Annotated in this window: 19 protein-coding genes; 9 read left to right on the top strand and 10 right to left on the bottom strand. The window is 66.1% G+C overall.

Going from position 1 to position 15,983, the window contains the following annotated elements; translation table 11 throughout:
* Positions 1–7: 7 nt before the first annotated feature.
* From ACXMDY_RS10320 to ACXMDY_RS10300, 5 genes are all read right to left on the bottom strand, one after another.
* Complete coding sequence (locus ACXMDY_RS10320) at positions 8–952, bottom strand: DMT family transporter (protein WP_259701927.1); 945 nt, start codon at positions 950–952, stop codon at positions 8–10.
* On the bottom strand, positions 930–1,814 hold the full coding sequence (locus ACXMDY_RS10315) for a zeta toxin family protein (RefSeq protein ID WP_259701952.1): 885 nt from the start codon (positions 1,812–1,814) through the stop codon (positions 930–932). The genes ACXMDY_RS10320 and ACXMDY_RS10315 overlap by 23 nt, the downstream gene beginning before the upstream one ends.
* An 89-nt stretch (positions 1,815–1,903) precedes the next feature.
* Positions 1,904–3,529 (bottom strand): glycoside hydrolase family 3 N-terminal domain-containing protein, encoded by a 1,626-nt coding sequence (locus ACXMDY_RS10310; RefSeq protein WP_457767603.1) that lies wholly within the window; start codon positions 3,527–3,529, stop codon positions 1,904–1,906.
* On the bottom strand, positions 3,513–3,914 hold the full coding sequence (gene rbfA / locus ACXMDY_RS10305; protein WP_259701929.1) for a 30S ribosome-binding factor RbfA: 402 nt from the start codon (positions 3,912–3,914) through the stop codon (positions 3,513–3,515). Before rbfA ends, ACXMDY_RS10310 begins: the two co-directional genes overlap by 17 nt.
* Positions 3,915–3,916: 2 nt before the next feature.
* Entirely contained in the window at positions 3,917–4,123 is a 207-nt protein-coding gene (locus tag ACXMDY_RS10300) for a DUF751 family protein (RefSeq protein ID WP_259701930.1), read from the bottom strand.
* Positions 4,124–4,207: 84 nt separating this feature from the next.
* Here ACXMDY_RS10300 and ACXMDY_RS10295 point away from each other — a divergent pair, with 84 nt between their 5' ends.
* Positions 4,208–4,948 carry a glutathione S-transferase family protein gene (locus ACXMDY_RS10295; RefSeq protein ID WP_259701931.1) on the top strand — a complete coding sequence of 247 codons (741 nt, stop codon included), beginning with the start codon at positions 4,208–4,210 and terminating at the stop codon, positions 4,946–4,948.
* A gap of 49 nt (positions 4,949–4,997) precedes the next feature.
* On the top strand, positions 4,998–5,261 hold the full coding sequence (locus ACXMDY_RS10290) for a chlororespiratory reduction protein 7 (protein ID WP_259701932.1): 264 nt from the start codon (positions 4,998–5,000) through the stop codon (positions 5,259–5,261).
* Here ACXMDY_RS10290 and ACXMDY_RS10285 read toward each other — a convergent pair.
* The gene (locus ACXMDY_RS10285) at positions 5,258–5,830 is read right to left on the bottom strand and encodes a shikimate kinase (RefSeq protein WP_259701933.1); all 573 of its coding nucleotides are present in this window, start codon (positions 5,828–5,830) and stop codon (positions 5,258–5,260) included. The genes ACXMDY_RS10290 and ACXMDY_RS10285 overlap by 4 nt on opposite strands.
* 79 nt (positions 5,831–5,909) lie before the next feature.
* Between ACXMDY_RS10285 and ACXMDY_RS10280 the strand changes: the two genes are divergently transcribed.
* Together ACXMDY_RS10280 and ACXMDY_RS10275 are read left to right on the top strand one after the other, a co-directional pair.
* Positions 5,910–6,875: a 6-carboxytetrahydropterin synthase gene (locus ACXMDY_RS10280; protein WP_259701934.1), complete on the top strand. Its 966-nt coding sequence runs from the start codon at positions 5,910–5,912 to the stop codon at positions 6,873–6,875.
* 4 nt (positions 6,876–6,879) lie between these two features.
* Complete coding sequence (locus tag ACXMDY_RS10275; protein WP_259701935.1) at positions 6,880–7,605, top strand: RibD family protein; 726 nt, start codon at positions 6,880–6,882, stop codon at positions 7,603–7,605.
* On the opposite strand, the gene ACXMDY_RS10270 is transcribed toward ACXMDY_RS10275, so the two are convergent.
* Positions 7,550–8,014 carry a hypothetical protein gene (locus ACXMDY_RS10270; RefSeq protein WP_259701936.1) on the bottom strand — a complete coding sequence of 155 codons (465 nt, stop codon included), beginning with the start codon at positions 8,012–8,014 and terminating at the stop codon, positions 7,550–7,552. The two genes, ACXMDY_RS10275 and ACXMDY_RS10270, sit on opposite strands and share 56 nt — an antisense overlap.
* A 46-nt stretch (positions 8,015–8,060) precedes the next feature.
* On the opposite strand from ACXMDY_RS10270, the gene ACXMDY_RS10265 reads away from it, so the two are divergent.
* Both ACXMDY_RS10265 and ACXMDY_RS10260 read left to right on the top strand, forming a co-directional pair.
* A complete protein-coding gene (locus ACXMDY_RS10265; protein ID WP_259701937.1) occupies positions 8,061–9,239 on the top strand; it encodes a GNAT family N-acetyltransferase in 1,179 nt (392 codons plus the stop codon).
* 30 nt (positions 9,240–9,269) lie between these two features.
* Entirely contained in the window at positions 9,270–9,668 is a 399-nt protein-coding gene (locus ACXMDY_RS10260) for a DUF4346 domain-containing protein (protein WP_259701938.1), read from the top strand.
* A gap of 26 nt (positions 9,669–9,694) precedes the next feature.
* Here the strand turns inward: ACXMDY_RS10260 and ACXMDY_RS10255 are convergent, their stop codons facing one another.
* Complete coding sequence (locus ACXMDY_RS10255) at positions 9,695–11,299, bottom strand: B12-binding domain-containing radical SAM protein (RefSeq protein ID WP_259701939.1); 1,605 nt, start codon at positions 11,297–11,299, stop codon at positions 9,695–9,697.
* Between the two features lie 147 nt (positions 11,300–11,446).
* On the opposite strand from ACXMDY_RS10255, the gene petL reads away from it, so the two are divergent.
* On the top strand, positions 11,447–11,539 hold the full coding sequence (petL, locus tag ACXMDY_RS10250) for a cytochrome b6-f complex subunit PetL (RefSeq protein WP_071800208.1): 93 nt from the start codon (positions 11,447–11,449) through the stop codon (positions 11,537–11,539).
* Here petL and ACXMDY_RS10245 read toward each other — a convergent pair.
* A complete protein-coding gene (locus ACXMDY_RS10245; RefSeq protein ID WP_259701940.1) occupies positions 11,526–12,764 on the bottom strand; it encodes an MFS transporter in 1,239 nt (412 codons plus the stop codon). The two genes, petL and ACXMDY_RS10245, sit on opposite strands and share 14 nt — an antisense overlap.
* On the bottom strand, positions 12,761–14,149 hold the full coding sequence (rimO, locus tag ACXMDY_RS10240; RefSeq protein ID WP_259701941.1) for a 30S ribosomal protein S12 methylthiotransferase RimO: 1,389 nt from the start codon (positions 14,147–14,149) through the stop codon (positions 12,761–12,763). The genes ACXMDY_RS10245 and rimO overlap by 4 nt, the downstream gene beginning before the upstream one ends.
* Positions 14,150–14,174: 25 nt before the next feature.
* Here rimO and ACXMDY_RS10235 point away from each other — a divergent pair, with 25 nt between their 5' ends.
* Both ACXMDY_RS10235 and ACXMDY_RS10230 read left to right on the top strand, forming a co-directional pair.
* Positions 14,175–15,053, top strand: a complete 879-nt coding sequence (locus tag ACXMDY_RS10235; RefSeq protein WP_259701942.1) for a BtpA/SgcQ family protein — start codon at positions 14,175–14,177, stop codon at positions 15,051–15,053.
* Positions 15,050–15,976: a vitamin K epoxide reductase family protein gene (locus ACXMDY_RS10230; RefSeq protein ID WP_259701943.1), complete on the top strand. Its 927-nt coding sequence runs from the start codon at positions 15,050–15,052 to the stop codon at positions 15,974–15,976. Before ACXMDY_RS10235 ends, ACXMDY_RS10230 begins: the two co-directional genes overlap by 4 nt.
* Positions 15,977–15,983: the final 7 nt, after the last annotated feature.

Below are 15,983 nucleotides of genomic sequence, written 5' to 3'. Positions count from 1 at the left end.
CGCTGGCTCAGCCGCTGGCGAGCCTGGGCTGGATGAATCGCTGCGTCACCCCGGCCAGGATCAGTCCGAGGCTCAGGGCGGTCACCGCCGTGAACGGTTCCCCCAGAACCACGGCTGCGCTCACCACGGTCACGAGGATGCTGCCACTGCCGGCGAGGGCCACCTGGCTGACGCTGAACAGGCGGCCGCTGGCCTGGCGCAGCACTTCGGTGCCAAGACTGAGGGTGATTCCGTAGACAACAATCACCCAGAAGACCCACCAGGTTTGAAGCAGCAGAAAATGATCGGGGCCGTATTGCAGATACGCGATGATGGCAAAAACAAGTGCTCCAGCCAGATTGGATACCCCGACGGTGAGGCCACGGGATAGCTGGTAGGTGGCAATCTTGCGTCGGATGCAGTTGCGAAGCGAGGTGGCCAACACCGAAACCAGGCCCCAGGCCAGGCCCATCCAGTTGTCCATGCTCATCATTCCCCCGGTTGCACCGAACAGGATTCCGATCAGCAAGCCGCCGAAAATCAGCATCAGGCTCAGAGCGAAGCGCTCGGGCAGTTTCTCCTTCAGCCAGAACAGGGCCAGGAAGCCAGAAGCGGGCAGGGTCAGCGAGAACAGCAGCGTCTGGGTGATCACCGAGAGCTGATCCAGTGAGTGGTAGAAGGCCAGTGGAGCGAGGAAGCAACCCAGGAAGGAATCGGCGGCCACGGCTCTTGAGGCCGCCGGGCTGATTGTGCGGATCTCCCTCCAGACGATCCTGGGCTCGGCGCTCAGCAGCGCAAGTCCCACCATCGACTGGGCGATGAAGAAGACATTGCAGAAGCTGATCGGATTCTCGCCGCCGACTGGATGGCTGGCACCGAATCCTTGCAATCCCTTCAGCACCGTGCTGCGCAGCCCGGAAACAAGCCCATAGCCCAGCAGGATCAGGGGCTCAGCGTTGTTCCGGTGCGCCACTCTGCCCAAAGATCACCGGCTGCCTTTGTTGGTTACCCATGGGCGGGTGGTTTGGATTGATCGGCTTCACTTCCCTGCCGGGGAGGGGATCGCCCTGGCTCCAGAGAACCCTGCCGGTGAGGCCATCCACCTGGACGGAGCCGTTCGCCCTGGGGGCCAGCTGCCTGAACACGGAAATACCGCGCTGATAAAAGGCCTTCACAATCAAGCGCGGCACATAACGGCCGCTGGACTGATAGCGCTCCAGCACCCGTTGCAGGCTGAGGGGCTCAGGGATCAGAATCTGCACCAGAAAAACCTGATAACCGTTCTGTTTCAAGGATCCAATCAGCTGCTCATAGCGATCAGCCTGGGTCATTGTTCCATCGTAGATCACGTTCAATCGGCATGGCCTGGTGATGGCTTCAATCTGCATGGCAACGATGTCGCGGACCTCAGCTTGTGTGGAACTGGCATTCCAGCCGTGATACTCCGGTAATGCTTCGCGAACTTCATCAGCATCGATCCGGTAGCTGCTCTGCAGAAGCGAGCCGCTGATGTGGCGCCGCAGCCAGGTGGTTTTGCCGGCGCCCGGTGGACCTCCGGTGAGAATGGCAACCGGCGCTCCCATCGCTACGCAAGGCTTCCCTGAGAGGGCTGCTCGGATGATCTCGTCGTGGAGTTTCTGGCGTTTGGCTGAATAACCACTTTCGTTGAAGTATGTGCTCTTCGTTGTGGGGAGTCCGAGGAGGCAACGCTCCAGCCAGTCAATCGCTGCGGGCTGGATATCGGGTCTGCCGGATTGGTTCAGCCGTTGACACTGCTTACCCTGTGGCTGTTGAGCGACAACAGGATCAGCGGCAACCGGTGCAGCGCGCCCCATCGGGCCGGTGAGAAGCAAGGCCACGGCGCTCGCCAGGCTGGTCGCCAGGCTGGCCCTGCGCCGGGATTGGACTTGGTGGGCCATGCGATTCAGTCTGTGAAGCCGCCCTCCAGGCCGCCACCCGCCAGCCCCAGGCGATCGAGGAGCAGGGCCTGGGCCAGGGGCATCTGCCCGGGGCAGTAGGCCGCCGGCAGCTCCTGCGGCAGCAGCGGTCGGAGCGCCTGCCACAGGTAGGGGCTGCCGTAGATGGCCAGCCCCGCCAGCCTGCCGGCCCCCAGCAGTTGACGCACCACCGCGGGCCAGGGTTCCTCGCCGCCGGCGCTGCCGCGGAAGGGGTTGCCCCGCACGAACAGCTGCAGCAGCACCGGACCCGGTGGCAGGCGATCGAGGGCCAGCGGTGCCGTCGGCTCGCCGCTCCAGGGGCTTGGGCTGCGGCCATCGATCAGGCAGGCGGCGTAGCCGTTGCGGGCAGGTCGCTGCAGCGCCGGTGCCATCAACGGCAGGAAGGGATTGGCCAGGACACTGTCGAGCCGGATCAGGTTCAGGCCCGGACCCGGCGGCAGTTCCTCGCGGCCCTGGCTCTGCAGGCTGACGGTCACCAGCTCCCTGGCCAGGGCCAGTTCCGCGCCGGTTTCAACTCCCTCCAGGGCTTCAGGGGTGGCTGGATCGGTTGGCGCTGCGGTTGCCAGAGCGAGGGCCCGCTCGCGCCGTTCCAGGCTCTGCTCCAGGCGCCCTCGGCTGATCCGGCCGCTGGCGAGCGCCTCCAGCAGGGCAGTGATCGCGGCGTCGGCATCGGCGGGCATCAGCAGCAGATCGGCCCCGGCCTCGAAGGCCAGCAGCGCCGCTTCTCCGGCGCCCCACCGGGCGGTGATCGCCTCCATCACCAGGGCATCGGTGACCACCAGCCCGTTGAAGCCCAGCTCCCGGCGCAGCAGCTGCTCCAGCACCAGGGGTGAGAGGGTGGCGGGGCGATCTGGATCCAGCTCCGGCAGAAGCAGGTGGGCTGTCATCACCGTGGCCACGCCCGCTTCGATCGCGGCGCGAAACGGGGGCAGCTCCACCGCCTCCAGCCGGCTGCGACGGTGGGGCAGCCGAGGCAGCTCCAGGTGGGAGTCGGTGTCGGTGTCGCCGTGGCCGGGGAAATGCTTGGCGCAGGCCAGCACCCCTTCGGCCTGGGCGCCGGCGATGAAGGCGGCCCCCAGCCGCCCAGCCGTGCTGGGATCCTCCCCCCAGGCCCGCACATTGATCACTGGATTGGCCGGGTTGTTGTTCACATCGCAGACCGGCGCCAGCACCCAGTTCAGGCCCAGCAGGCGGGCCTGGCGACCGGTGCAGTGGCCATAGGCGGTGGCCAGGGCGATCGCCCTGGCCGGTTCGCTGGCGTGGAGCAGGCCGAGGGCCAGGGGAGGGGGCAGCCAGCTGGCCCCCTCGAAGCGCTGGCCCACGCCTTCCTCCACATCGGCGCAGAGCAGCAGGGAGCGGCCGGCCCAGCGCTGGAGCTGGTCGGTGCGAAGGCGCAGTTCGCTGGCGCTGCCGCCCAGCAGGATCACCCCGCCCACCCCCTGGCCCAGCAATCGTTTCAGCTCGGCGTTGGGCAGCTCCCAGCGGGGGTAGCGGCGCTGGCCATCGCCCAGATGGCCGCTGCGGCGCACCACCAGCAGCCGGGCCACCTGCTGCGGCAGGGACAGCTGGCGCCAGTCAGGCGTCGAGATCATCACGGCCGGGTGGGACCTCCCCTTTCTCCTGACGCTGCCGCCCGAGTTCGTTGAGCAGACCGAGCACGGTTGTGCCTTTCTCGATGCCGCGATCGAGCTGGAAGATCAGCTCGGGCGTGCGCCGCAGCTTCAGCCGGCGGCCCAGTTCCCCCTTCACGAAGGGTGTGGCGGAGCTGAGGCCCGCCAGGGCGGCCTGGCGGTCGTCCTCGCTGCCGTAGATGCTCACGAAGACTTTGCAGTGCTGCAGATCACCGGCCACCTCCACCTCGGTGACACTCACCATGCCGAGTCCCACCCGCTCGTCCTTGATGCCGTGGACAAGCAGTTCGCTCACTTCACGCCGGATCAGCGCCGCGACCCGCTCCACCCGTCGGCCCTGTGCCATGCCTATGCCAGCGGTGCGGGGTTCACCATCGCACGCAGCACGAGAGCCAGGCTGAGCAGGCCACTGAGCAGGGCCCCGATCAACGCCACGGCGGTGACGGGGTTGCTGCCTCGGCGGGCCAGTGGTTCGAGCACCGAATTGAACACCCCCAGGCTGAAGGCCACCAGGTAGCGCGGGTAGCGCGTCACGTTGAGAAAAAATTCCTTCATGGCTCGCGGTGCGTGGCGGTGCCCCCTGGCGAGGGTTTACGGAATGAGAGCTACTCTGCCGCCACGGGGTTCGCAGCGACGAAGTTGGAGCTTTACCAGTTCAGGCATTCCGCCTTCTGCGAGAAGGTCAGGTTGATTCTGGCCGCTCGCCGGCTGCCCTACAGCGTTGTGGAGGTCACCCCCGGCTTCGGTCAGCTGGAGTTGTTCCGGCTCTCGGGGCAGCGGCAGGTTCCGGTGATCCGCGATGGGGTGGAGGTGATCGCCGATTCCTCGGCCATCGCCGTCTACCTCGATGCTCAGGGGGAGGCACCGCCGCTGATTTCCGCGGCTCCAGCCGAGCGGGCCCGGGTGCTGCTGCTTGAAGACTGGGCCGACACCACCCTGGCTGCCGGGGTTCGTCTGGCTCTGCTGCAGGCCGCCAGCCAGGACGGTGTCCTGCGTGGAGCCCTGCTGCCGGAGGCCACGCCGGGTCCTCTGCGTTCTCTGCTCGGGGCACTGCCGGGGGAATTGCTCAGCGGCCTCGGCGAGGTGATCGGCCGCGATGGCCGTCAGCAATTGCAGGCCAGCCTGGAGCAACTGGCTGCGCTGGTCGGCAGCCAGCCGTTCCTGGCCGGCGATCAGTTGTCGCTCGCCGATCTGGCCGTCGCGGCCCAGCTCTATCTGCTTCGCTTCCCCGCCAGCGCCGGAGCGCCCCTGGCGGGCCTGGGGGTTCCTGGTCTGGCCGATCATCCCCTGCTGCTGCCGTTGTTCGACTGGCGGGATCAGCTCTATCTCACGGTGGGCAGGGTTGCTGAGCTGATCGACCCGACCAGTCCGCTGGATTGATCAGCGGCTCCAGGGGCAGGGCCAGGATGGTGTTCGCTTTGCCCCTGCCATGTCCGATCCGCTTCTGCGCGAATGCGATCACTACGTGGTTCTGGAGCCCCGGTTCGGCGAACGCACCCTCACAGCGCTCGAAACCGTCGACTGGCTGGCCGAACGGCTGGCGGAGCTGGCCGAGCCACCGGCTGACCTGGCTGACTTCCCCAACGATCGAGCCCGGGCCGAACGGTTGCTCGACACGGCCTGTGAGCTTGAGCTGGAGCCCGGCCTGACGGTGCAATGGTTTGCGGTGCGGCTGGAGCCGCCCCGCCGCTAACGCCCGTTGAGCACCCCGGGCAGGGCCATCAGCACCTGCTTGGCCACGTCCGCCGGCGGGCGCCCATCCTGCTGGATCTGCAGATCCGCCAGGCCATAGAGCGGACGCCGCTGCTCGAGCAGGACCCGCAGGCGCTCGGCCGGATCAGGACCGCTGATCAGGGGTCTGGGTGTGGGATCGGAGCGCAGACGCTCCAGCAGCACCGACTCCGGTGCATCGAGCCAGACCACCAGACCCTGCTGGAGACGGCCCCAGTTCTCGCTCCGCAACACCACCCCCCCACCGGTGGCCACGACCAGCGAATGCCAGCTGGCGATCCGGGCCAGAACGGCTGACTCCAGATCCCGGAAGCCCTGCTCCCCCTCGGTCTCGAACAGCTCCGGGATCGTCTGCGCGGCGGTCTGCTCCAACACCCGGTCGGCATCGATGAAGCGATAGCCCAGGCCGTCGGCCAGGGGCCTGCCGACGGCACTCTTGCCTGCACCCATCATTCCCACCAGATAGAGATTGATGCCGCCGAGGCGCTCTGCCAGCGGTCGATCAGTGGAGCAGGGATCTGGGGAGGACATCAAAAAACGCGGCGAGCCATGGCCACCGGCTACCCATCCATGGCCCTCCCTAGGATGCAGCAGCGCCAGAATTGTTTCGATGTCGGCCCAGGGCTTGATCACCAAAGGCAAGCCGCCTGCGGAGCCGAGATCCGTTGAGCGGTTCTCCGGCCATGGCGAGGGCCGTGGCTGCGTGATCACCCGCCGCGCCACCTTCAGCTCCAGCCATCTCTACCGATTGCCCGAGCTCAGTGATGCCGAGAACCTGGCCCGTTTCGGCCGTTGCAGCCTGGCCCCCGGCCATGGTCACAACTACGAACTGATCGTGGCGATGGCTGGTGGCCTCAACCAGGACGGCATGGTGCTGAATCTCTCCGATGTCAAGCACGCCATCCGCCGCGAAGTCACCGAGCAGCTTGATTTCCGCTTCCTCAACGACTGCTGGCCGGAGTTCGATCTGCGGGGCCCTGCGGGCCGGCTGCCCACCACCGAGGCCCTCTGCCAGGCGATCTGGCAGCGCCTGGCGCCCCATCTGCCCCTGATCGGCCTGCGCCTCTACGAACAACCCACCCTCTGGGCCGACCTGCTCGACGACACCATGGAAGCCTTCCTCTCGATTCGCACCCATTTCGCCGCCGCCCATCGGCTGGCCCGCCAGGAGCTCTCCCAGGCCGAAAACGAGCGGATCTACGGCAAGTGCGCCCGCCCCCACGGCCACGGCCACAACTATCTGCTCGATGTCACGGTGAGGGGCACGATCGATCCCCGTACCGGCATGGTCTGCGATCTGGCCGAACTCCAGCAGATCGTCAACGATCTGGTGGTGGAGCCCTTCGATCACACCTTCCTCAACAAGGACGTGGTCCACTTCGCCAGTTGCGTGCCCACCGCCGAGAACATCGCGCTCCACATCGTCGATCTGCTCGCCGCCCCGGTCGCAGCCACCGGGGCGCGTCTGCACAAGGTGCGCTTGCAGGAGAGCCCCAACAATGCGGCCGAAGTCTTCGCTGAAACGCCTCTGCTCGACATGCGGCCGGCTGCCCTCGAGGCCCTCGCCGCTGTCTGAACCTGTGGCCCCGGCGAGGCCCCTGCTTCGTCTGGTGCTGGCCGTCAGCCTTGACGGACGGTTGGCCCCTCCGGCTGGCGGAGCTGCCCAGCTGGGTGGACGTGGTGATCGCCGTGTGCTGGAGGAGTCCCTGGCCTGGGCGGATGGCTGTCTGATCGGCGCCCGCAGCCTGCGGCTGCACCGAAGCACCTGCCTCATCCACCGGCCCCAGTTGCTCCAGGAGCGGCGGCAGGCGGGTCGTTCACCCCAGCCGATCGCCCTGGTGGCAAGCCGCAGCGCCGCTTTTGAGGCCAGCCTGCCCTTCTTTTCCCAGCCCCTGGAACGCTGGCTGCTCCAGGGGGGCACTGGAGTTCCGGCCCACCGGCCTGGCCTGGAGCCGCTGCCGCCGGGGTTCGATCGCCAGCTGCCCGTGGAGAGCTGGTCAAGCGCCCTGCCTGAGCTCAGGCGCCTGGGGCTGGAGCGATTGGTGCTGCTGGGCGGTGCCCAGCTGGCTGCCGGCCTGCTGCAGGGCCACTGGGTGGATGAGATCCAGCTCACGCTCTGCCCAGTGCTGCTGGGTGGTCCCCATGGCTGGTGTCCAGCCACGGCGCTGCCGTGGGGCCAGAGCTGGGAGCTGGTGGAACATCGCTCCCTGGGCGAAAGCGAACTGCTGCTGCGCTACCGGAGAGCTGCGCTCATCCCGGCGGAAGGCCGAAACGTTGCTTCAGCTCCCGCATCGGCACCTCCTTGAGGGTGTCGGGAGGGAGGCCCAGCAGCCTGGCGGCGCAACGCTTCACCACCACCTCGCTGTCATCGCCGAAGCGTCCGGCCACCAGTTCGGTGATCACTCCGAAGCTGCGGCCACTGGTTTCGGCCTCCTTGATCAGGCAGTGACTGGCTGGTCCAGCCAGCTGGCGGCACGGTTCCCGCAGGCTGCGTTCCAGCCCGCTCTGTCCTCCTGCCGCCACATTCAGGCAGAGCTGGGTGAGGCGCTGCTCCAGCTGGGGCCGCATCCACTGCAGCACCGGTCCAAGCAGGCTGGCTTGCGCCGGCGGGCCAGCCACCATCGCTTCAACCAGGGCAGCGAGCATCGCCGCACCGAATGCGCCCCGCCGCCAGCGGGTCGGGCCTGGGGCTGGGCGCTCAGATGGTCGGGTCATCCCGTTAGTTTTGCGCAGCCGTCGTCCGGTCGGATCGCCTTGGCCCATGGCTGAACTGCAGGCCCGCTGGCACCGGTCGATCGACGGGATTCCTGAGCACCAGTGGCAGGCTCTCACCGCTGCGTCCGGCCTGCCCTTCTACGACTGGCGCTGGCTGCATGGTCTGGAGCAATCCGGCAGCGTCGCTCCCCGCCAGGGTTGGCAGCCCTGTCACCTCGGCCTCTGGCGCGACCAGACCCTGGTTGCCCTCGCACCGCTCTATCTCAAAGGGCACAGCTATGGCGAGTTCGTCTTCGATCAGTCCTTCGCCCAGCTGGCTGGCCAACTCGGTCTGCGGTACTACCCCAAGCTGCTGGGCATGAGTCCGCTCAGCCCGGTCGAGGGCTATCGCTTCCATTTCGCCGCCGGTGAGCAGGCTCCTGCCCTCACAGCAGTGATGCTGGAGCTGATCGACGCCTTCTGCCGCGAGCAGGGCATCCTCAGCTGCAACTTTCTCTATGTCGATCCCAGCTGGCAGGTTCTGGGGGAGCAAGCCGGTTGCGCCACCTGGTTGAACCAGCAGAGCCTCTGGAGCAACGCTGGCTTCAGCAGTTTCGATGACTATCTGGCCAGTTTCAATGCCAACCAGCGCCGCAACATCCGCCGGGAGCGCCGCTCGATCGCCGAGGCGGGCCTCACCGTGACGGCGCTGGCCGGTGAGGATCTCTCGGAGGCGATGGTGATCCGCATGCACCGGTTTTATGCCCAGCATTGTGATCGCTGGGGAGCCTGGGGCAGCAAGTACCTCACCGAAGCATTCTTCAGCTTTGCCGCCGCCGAGTTGCGCCAGTCCATTGTTCTGTTCAGTGCCCATCGCGGTGACCCCGGTGATCCGGTTGCGATGTCTCTCTGCGTTCACTCGGCAGATTCGTTGTGGGGGCGCTACTGGGGCAGCAACGAGGAGATCGAGAATCTTCACTTCGAGGTTTGTTACTACGCCCCGATTGCCTGGGCGATCAGCCAGGGTCTCCGCCGCTTCGACCCCGGCGCCGGTGGCAGCCACAAGCGTCGCCGTGGATTCGTTGCTCAGCCCCGGGCCAGCCTGCATCGCTGGTACGAGCCACAGTTCGATCGGTTGCTGCGCAGTTGGTTGCCGGCCGCCAATGCCCAGTTGCTTGAGGAGCTGGAGGCGGTCAATGCCGAGCTTCCCTTCAGCCGCCGCGAGCTCCCCCTGGATGCCGCCTAGGGTTGGCGGTGGATTGAGGCAGGAACGGGCATGACACAGACGTTGTCACCGGAGGCCCTGGAGACACTGGATGGCCTCGATGAGCAGCTGTCCGATCGCTTCATCAACCTCGATCCGGCCGGCTATCTGTTGATCAAGCTCGATCTGGAGGCGGGCCTGCTGATCGCCGAGCACTACCGCAACGACATCAACGCCCAGGGGCTGGCCACCGATCCCGAAACCGGCGCTGTGCTCAGCTGCCGCGGCGGCGACCCACGCCTTCCGGCCAGGATTTATCGCGGCAGAACCGCCAAGGAACTGGGGATCGAGCTCACTGAAGCGGCCGAAGATTCACCGCTCAGTCGCCTCGACCATGCGCTTTACCTCGGGCGGGAGCTCCAGAAAGCGGAGGCCTGCCTCAGGGAAGGCAAGCCCTACATCCAGGATTAGGAGGCTGGAACCAGCCGGGATGTGGATCAGGCCGGCTGCAACTCCTTGATCACGGCCGAGGCCGGCGGCAGCTCGGGAGGCAGGGTCTTGAGCTGATCTTCGATTTCGTGGGTGACCACACTCCGGTACTCCATGAAGTGTTCGTTGTGGGCCAGCACGACGAGAAACTGTTCGAGCTGGGCTGGGTTCTGACGGGCAATGCCAAGCATGTAACGCCAGAAGCGCCCACGGGTATCGCGCTTGATTCCCTGTCGCCACACCACGATCGCCAGGGCCCGAACATCTGTCCAGCTGGGCAGCTTGGCGGTGGCATCGGCAGGCTTGACGAAGGGCTTCCAACGCGGCGATCCCACTTTCAGGTAATAGTGGTAAACCCGGTCCATGTAGGCATTGGGCTCGTAGAGGGCGCAGAAGGCGTCAACGTATTCGGTGGCGATTTCGCGGATCGGTCTGGTTGGTACGAAGTTGAGCAGATTCGTCTGATTCACTCCTTTGGCGGCGGCCTTGTCCTGCACAAGCCTGCCCTCCTTCTCAAGGCGATACCAGAGCCCCGTATTGGGAAGCGCCTGCAGCATTCCCATCATGGCGGCGGGTATGCCGGTGCGGGAGACGAACTCAACAATGCGCTGGCCAGCACCGGTTTTTTCGCCATCGAAGCCAATGATGAATCCAGCCATCACGCGGATGCCATAGGAGGTGATCCGGTCCACGGATTCTTCCAGGGAACTGCGCATGTTCTGGAGTTTCTTGGCTGTTTCCAGGCTGGCTTCGTCGGGTGTCTCGATGCCGAGGAAAACACTGTCGAATCGGCTTTCAGCCATCATCTGCATCATCTCCTCATCGGAGGCCAGATCCACGGAGGCTTCAGTGGCAAAGCTGAAGGGATAGCCATGCTCAATCTGCCACTCCTTGATGGCGGGAAGCAACAGCTTGGCGTTGCGCTTGTTGCCGATGAAATTGTCGTCAACCAGAAAGATCGAACGCCGCCAGCCGAGATCAAAGAGGCGCTGCAACTCAGCTACCAACTGTTCAGGTGATTTGGTGCGTGGCTTGCGCCCGTACAGAACGATGATGTCGCAGAATTCGCACTGGAACGGGCAACCCCTGGAAAACTGAACCGACATCGAGTCGTAAGCATCAAGCTCGAGAAGGTCGAAACGTGGGATGGGCGTACCCGTGACATCGGGCTTTTCGCCATTGGAGGAAAAGCGCCCCTGGCTTTCTCCCCGCTCGATCGCTTCGATGAACATCGGCAGGGTGATTTCCCCTTCATCGAGCACCTTGAAATCGGCGAGATCAAGCTCCGGCGCATCCGGCGTCGAGCTGGCGAACGGGCCTCCGACCGCCACGGGCAGGCCCCGTTGCTTGGCCTTGGCGATCTGGGCGGCCATGTCGGCCTTCTGCACGATCATCCCGGAGATGATCACCAGCTCGGCCCACGTCCACTCCTCTTCCGTCACCTCGCGCACGTTGCGGTCGGCCAGCTTGAACTCCCAGTGCTGGGGAAGCAGTGCCGCAACGGTGACCATGCCCAGCGGGGGCAGCAGCACCTTGCGATTGACCAGCTCGAGGATCTTCTCGTAACTCCAGAACGTCTTGGGAAATTCCGGGTAGATGAGCAGGGCGCGCATGCCGTTCCGGGTATCGATGGATTCCACGCAGACCTTTGTTCCGCCAGGGCGGTTGGATCCCGTGATGATTGGCTGCCACCCTAGGCGCTTCCGAAACGATCAGGCCACGCTCTGCTCTAATGACGAGGCTGTGTGCCTTCGGTCACCATGGGCGTCGTGCTTTATCTGGGTCTTGTCGGGGCTGGCCTGGTCACGGCCTTCCTGCTGTCCACGGTCCTGCGTGGCATCAAGTTGATCTGACCCCGGGGTTCTCCAGCACCTCCAGCAGGGTCCGGGGCCGGAGGGTCAGCTCCCAGAGAGCGAGAACCAGTCCGACCCCTCCCATCAGAGCGAAGGTGGCGGACAACCCCAGGCGCAGGCTCAGAAAGGCGGCCAACAGTCCGCTCAGACCACCGCCGCCCAGGAAGGCGATCTGACCCAGGCCGGCCATCCGTCCCCGCAGCACGGGTGCGGCGGCCACCTGGGTGATCAGGTTGCTGCCGGCCAGCAGACCGGCGGTGCCGGCGCCGATCGCGAAGCTCATCGCCAGCTTGAATCCACTGCCGGCGGGGAGGGCCATGCCCAGTTGGGCCAGGCTGGTCAGCAGGGTGCATCCCCCCAGCAACAGGGATGGTCGCCTGCTGAGCCAGTGGCTGTTGCGCTGCAGCAGAAGCCCACCGCTGATGCTTCCTGCCGCCAGCACACTGGTGAACAGGCCGAGCGCCTGGGGGCTGGGCCCGAGCACCTGCCGGGCGATCAGGGGGGCGAGGCCGGGGTGGAAGAACACGGCCAGGCAGGCCAGGGCCGTGAACACCAGCACGTGGCGAAGGGGAGCGCCGCATTCCCTCCAGGCCGTGGCGAGCGAGCCGGCTTTGCCCTGCTGGCTGCGTTGTTCGGCCGCTCGGTTGGGCTTGAGCAGCCAGACCACCGTGGCAATCGGCAGGAGGTAGCTGGCCGCATCGATGCTCAGGGCCGCCGTCGGGCCACTGAGGGCGAGCAGCACGCCGCCGATCGGTGGACCGATCAGTTTGCCGACGTTGAACACCACCGAGAAGCTGGTCAGATAGGGCGCCAGCTGCTGGGGCTCATCCACCAGCAGGGAGCAGTATTTGTTGCGGGCCGTGAGTTCGAAGGCGCTCGAGAGCCCAACCACCAGGGTGCTCAGCAACAGCAGGACAATCTGGGAGGTTCCCGACAGCAGGGGAATGGCGATTGCCCCGAGCGAGGCGCCGCTCAGCAGCCCCCACTGGGAGCGGATCAGCACTTTCTCGCAGCCCAGACGGTCGGTGAGTTCTCCGGCGCGACCACTCACCAGCAGGCTGGGCATCGCCAGGGCGGCGAAGTGCAGTGCCAGCAGCAGGGGGTTGGCCGTGTCGTGCATCAGGATCCAGCCCTTGGCCGTGATCCCCGCGAAGGAGCCGGCGGTGCTGAGCCCCGAGGCGATCAGAAAGGTGGTGCGCTGGTTCCGAAGGATCCAGCCCCTCACGCACCAGCCCCCAGGGCGGCCACGGCGTCCTCCACCATCGCCCTGGTCCCCACCACCTCTCCGATCAGGTCGTAGGTGTCCGCTGCTGTGATCCGCACCGGCACCAGGGTCCCGGGTGCGGCGCAGAGCCCACCCTCACCGGGGTGAACCCGCACTTCGCCGTCCACGTCGGGGGCGAAGCGGGCACAGCGGCCGAGCATGGCTCCGCTGGCCGGGTTCTCCTGCTCGATCAGCACATCGACGATGCGGCCCACCCAGGTGGCGTTGCGGGCGGCGGCGATCGGTTGCTGCAGGGCCATCAGCCGATCCCTTCGCTGCATGGCGATCTCAGGCGGAACCGGTTGCGGCAGGTCGGCGGCGGCCGTTCCTTCTTCCGATGAGAATGTGAACACGCCGACGTGGTCGAAGCGCTGCTCCTCCACGAAGTTCAGCAGATGCTGGAACTGTTGCTCCGTTTCCCCCGGGAAGCCGACGATGAAGGTGGTGCGCAGCACGGCATCAGGCAACTGGGAGCGGATGCGCTCGAGCAGGGCACCGTTCACATCGGCCTGCCAGGGGCGGTTCATCGCCCGCAGCACGTCGGGGTGGCTGTGCTGGAGCGGCAGATCCAGATAGGGCAGCACGTTGGGCACCTCCCGGTAGGCGGCAAGCACCTCCGGGGTGAGGCCGGTGGGGTAGGCGTAGTGGACCCGGATCCAGGGAATCTCCACTTCTCCGAGCGCCCGCAGCAGCTCGGCCAGCCGTGGTTTGCCGTAGAGATCCAGGCCGTAGTTGGTGGTGATCTGGCTGATCAGAACCAGCTCCTTCACCCCCTCAGCCGCCAGTTGGTGAGCCTCGGCCAGGATCGATTCGATCGGACGGGAGCGCTGATCACCGCGCAGCCTGGGGATGATGCAGAAGGCGCAGCGATAGTCGCAGCCCTCGGCCACCTTCAGGTAGGCCACCGCTTCGGAAGTGGTGCGGTAGCGGGGCAGGTGTTCGTCTCCGACAAAGGATGGGGTGGCGCTCACCCGGTTCACCCGTTCGCCCTGCTCAACTCGCTGCAGCACCTCAACGATGTGCTGGTAGTCGCCGGTGCCGACGATCGCCCGGGCTTCCGGCAGCGATTCGAGCAGCTCTTCCTGGAAGTGTTGTGCCAGGCATCCGGCGATGATGATCTGCTTGCCCTGTTCAGCCAGTCCCACCAGGGTGCGAACCGATTCGGTGCGGGCGTCCTGAATGAAGCTGCAGGTGTTCACCACCACCACGGCCGCTTCGCTTTCATCGGCACTGATGCCATAGCCAGCCTGGGCCAGCAGGCCGAGCATGTGCTCGGTATCCACCCTGTTCTTCTCGCAGCCCAGGTGGGCAAAGGCCACAGTGGGTTTGCTGGCGGCTTGGCTCATCGGAGGTTCGGGTCCCAGGCCGGTCTTGACACCCTATGAGATGCACAACCGCGACACTCCCCCGAGCGGCTTCCTGATTCCGGATCGCTGGCAGGGCCTGTTTGCTCAGCCCTGCCCGTTGATCGGGGTGATTCATCTCAGGCCCTTGCCGGGTTCACCCGGCTGGCAGGGGGATTTCGGCGCGGTGCTGGCTGCGGCGCTTGCCGATGTCCGCGCCTATCGCGATGGCGGCGCCGATGGCCTGATCGTGGAGAACTTCGGTGATGTGCCCTTCTGGGGCGGGACCGTGCCGCCGGAAACCGTGGCGGCCATGACCCGCCTGGCCACCGAGCTGGTGGCCGAAACCTGCCTGCCGGTTGGAATCAACGTGCTTCGCAATGATGCCCTGGCGGCTCTGGCGATCGCCCAGGTGAGCGGAGCCAGGTTCCTGCGGGTCAACGTGCTGAGCGGTGCCACCGTCACCGATCAGGGTGTGATCGAGGGTCAGGCGGCCGAGCTGCTGCGCCGCCGCCGCCTGCTGGGGGCTGAATCCATCCTGATTCTTGCCGATGTTCTGGTCAAGCACGGCGCGCCACTGGCGCCGCTCGGCATGGCCGAAGCTGTGGCTGATGTTCTCCAGCGCGGCGGGGCGGACGGGGTGATCGTCTCCGGGGCCGGCACCGGCCAGCCCACCGTCCGGCGCGACCTGGAGCAGGCGATGGCCGCGGCCAGGGGGGCACCGGTGCTGATCGGCAGTGGAGCCACCCCGGCGCTGATGGGCCAGTTGGCCTCCTGCTGCAACGGGGTGATCGCCGGCACCGCCCTCAAGCAGGATGGAGTGGTGAGCGGTGCTGTGGACCGGCAACGGGTGACCGCCCTCAGGCGGGTGCTGCCACAATCGCCCAACTGGCAACATCCGCCGTGAGCACCACCCGCCTGAGCAGTCGCCTGAGCAGCCGTCGCCGCAGTGAACCCAATCATCGCTGGATACGCGTGGTGATGGCCGTGCTGGCCACCATCGGCATGATCGACACCGGCACGATCACCCTCAAGCGCTGGGGTGTGATCGGCCAGCTCACCTGCCCAGGGGGAGCTGAAGGCTGCGACAAGGTGCTCAACAGCGTCTGGGGCAGTTTCTTCGGCCAACCCCTCTCCCTGTTCGGCTTCCTGGCCTACACCGCGGTGCTGCTGCTCGCCCTGCTGCCGTTGGTCCTGCGGGGTGAGCTGCGCACCAGCCTCTCGGAGCGCAGCTGGTGGGGGCTGTTCCTGCTCACCGGCGGCATGCTGGTGTTCAGCCTGCTGCTGATGGGCCTGCTGATCTTCAAGATCCAGGCGTTCTGCTTCTTCTGCGTGCTCTCGGCGGTGCTCAGCCTGTTGCTCTTCGTCCTGAGCCTGTTCGGCGGCGACTGGGAAGACCGTGGCCAGCTCGTTTTCCGTGGTGTGATCGTTGCCCTCGTGGTGGGCCTGGCCGGGCTCGGCTGGGCGGCGTCCGTCGACAGGCCGGCTGCCCTCACCACCAAGGGCACACCGCCTCCCGTCGTCAGGGCCAGCACCCCGGCCACCATCGCCCTGGCGGAGCACCTCAAGGCCCAGGGCGCCGTGATGTATTCCGCCTATTGGTGCCCCCATTGTCATGAACAGAAGGAACTGTTCGGCAAGGAGGCAGCCGCGAAACTCACAGTGGTCGAATGTGCCCCCGATGGGGTGAACAACCAGAGGGCCCTGTGTGAGGCGAAGAAGATCGAGGGGTTCCCCAGCTGGGAGATCAACGGACGGATGGAATCGGGGGTCAAGCCCCTCGCCAGGCTGGCGGAATGGAGTGGGTTCAAGGGCCCGGTCGCACCCTGAAGTGAGC

The sequence above is a fragment of the Cyanobium sp. ULC082 genome (genome assembly GCF_977927535.1).
The sequence above is the reverse complement of the archived record's forward strand: the minus strand, read 5'-3'. Positions and strand labels throughout refer to the sequence as shown.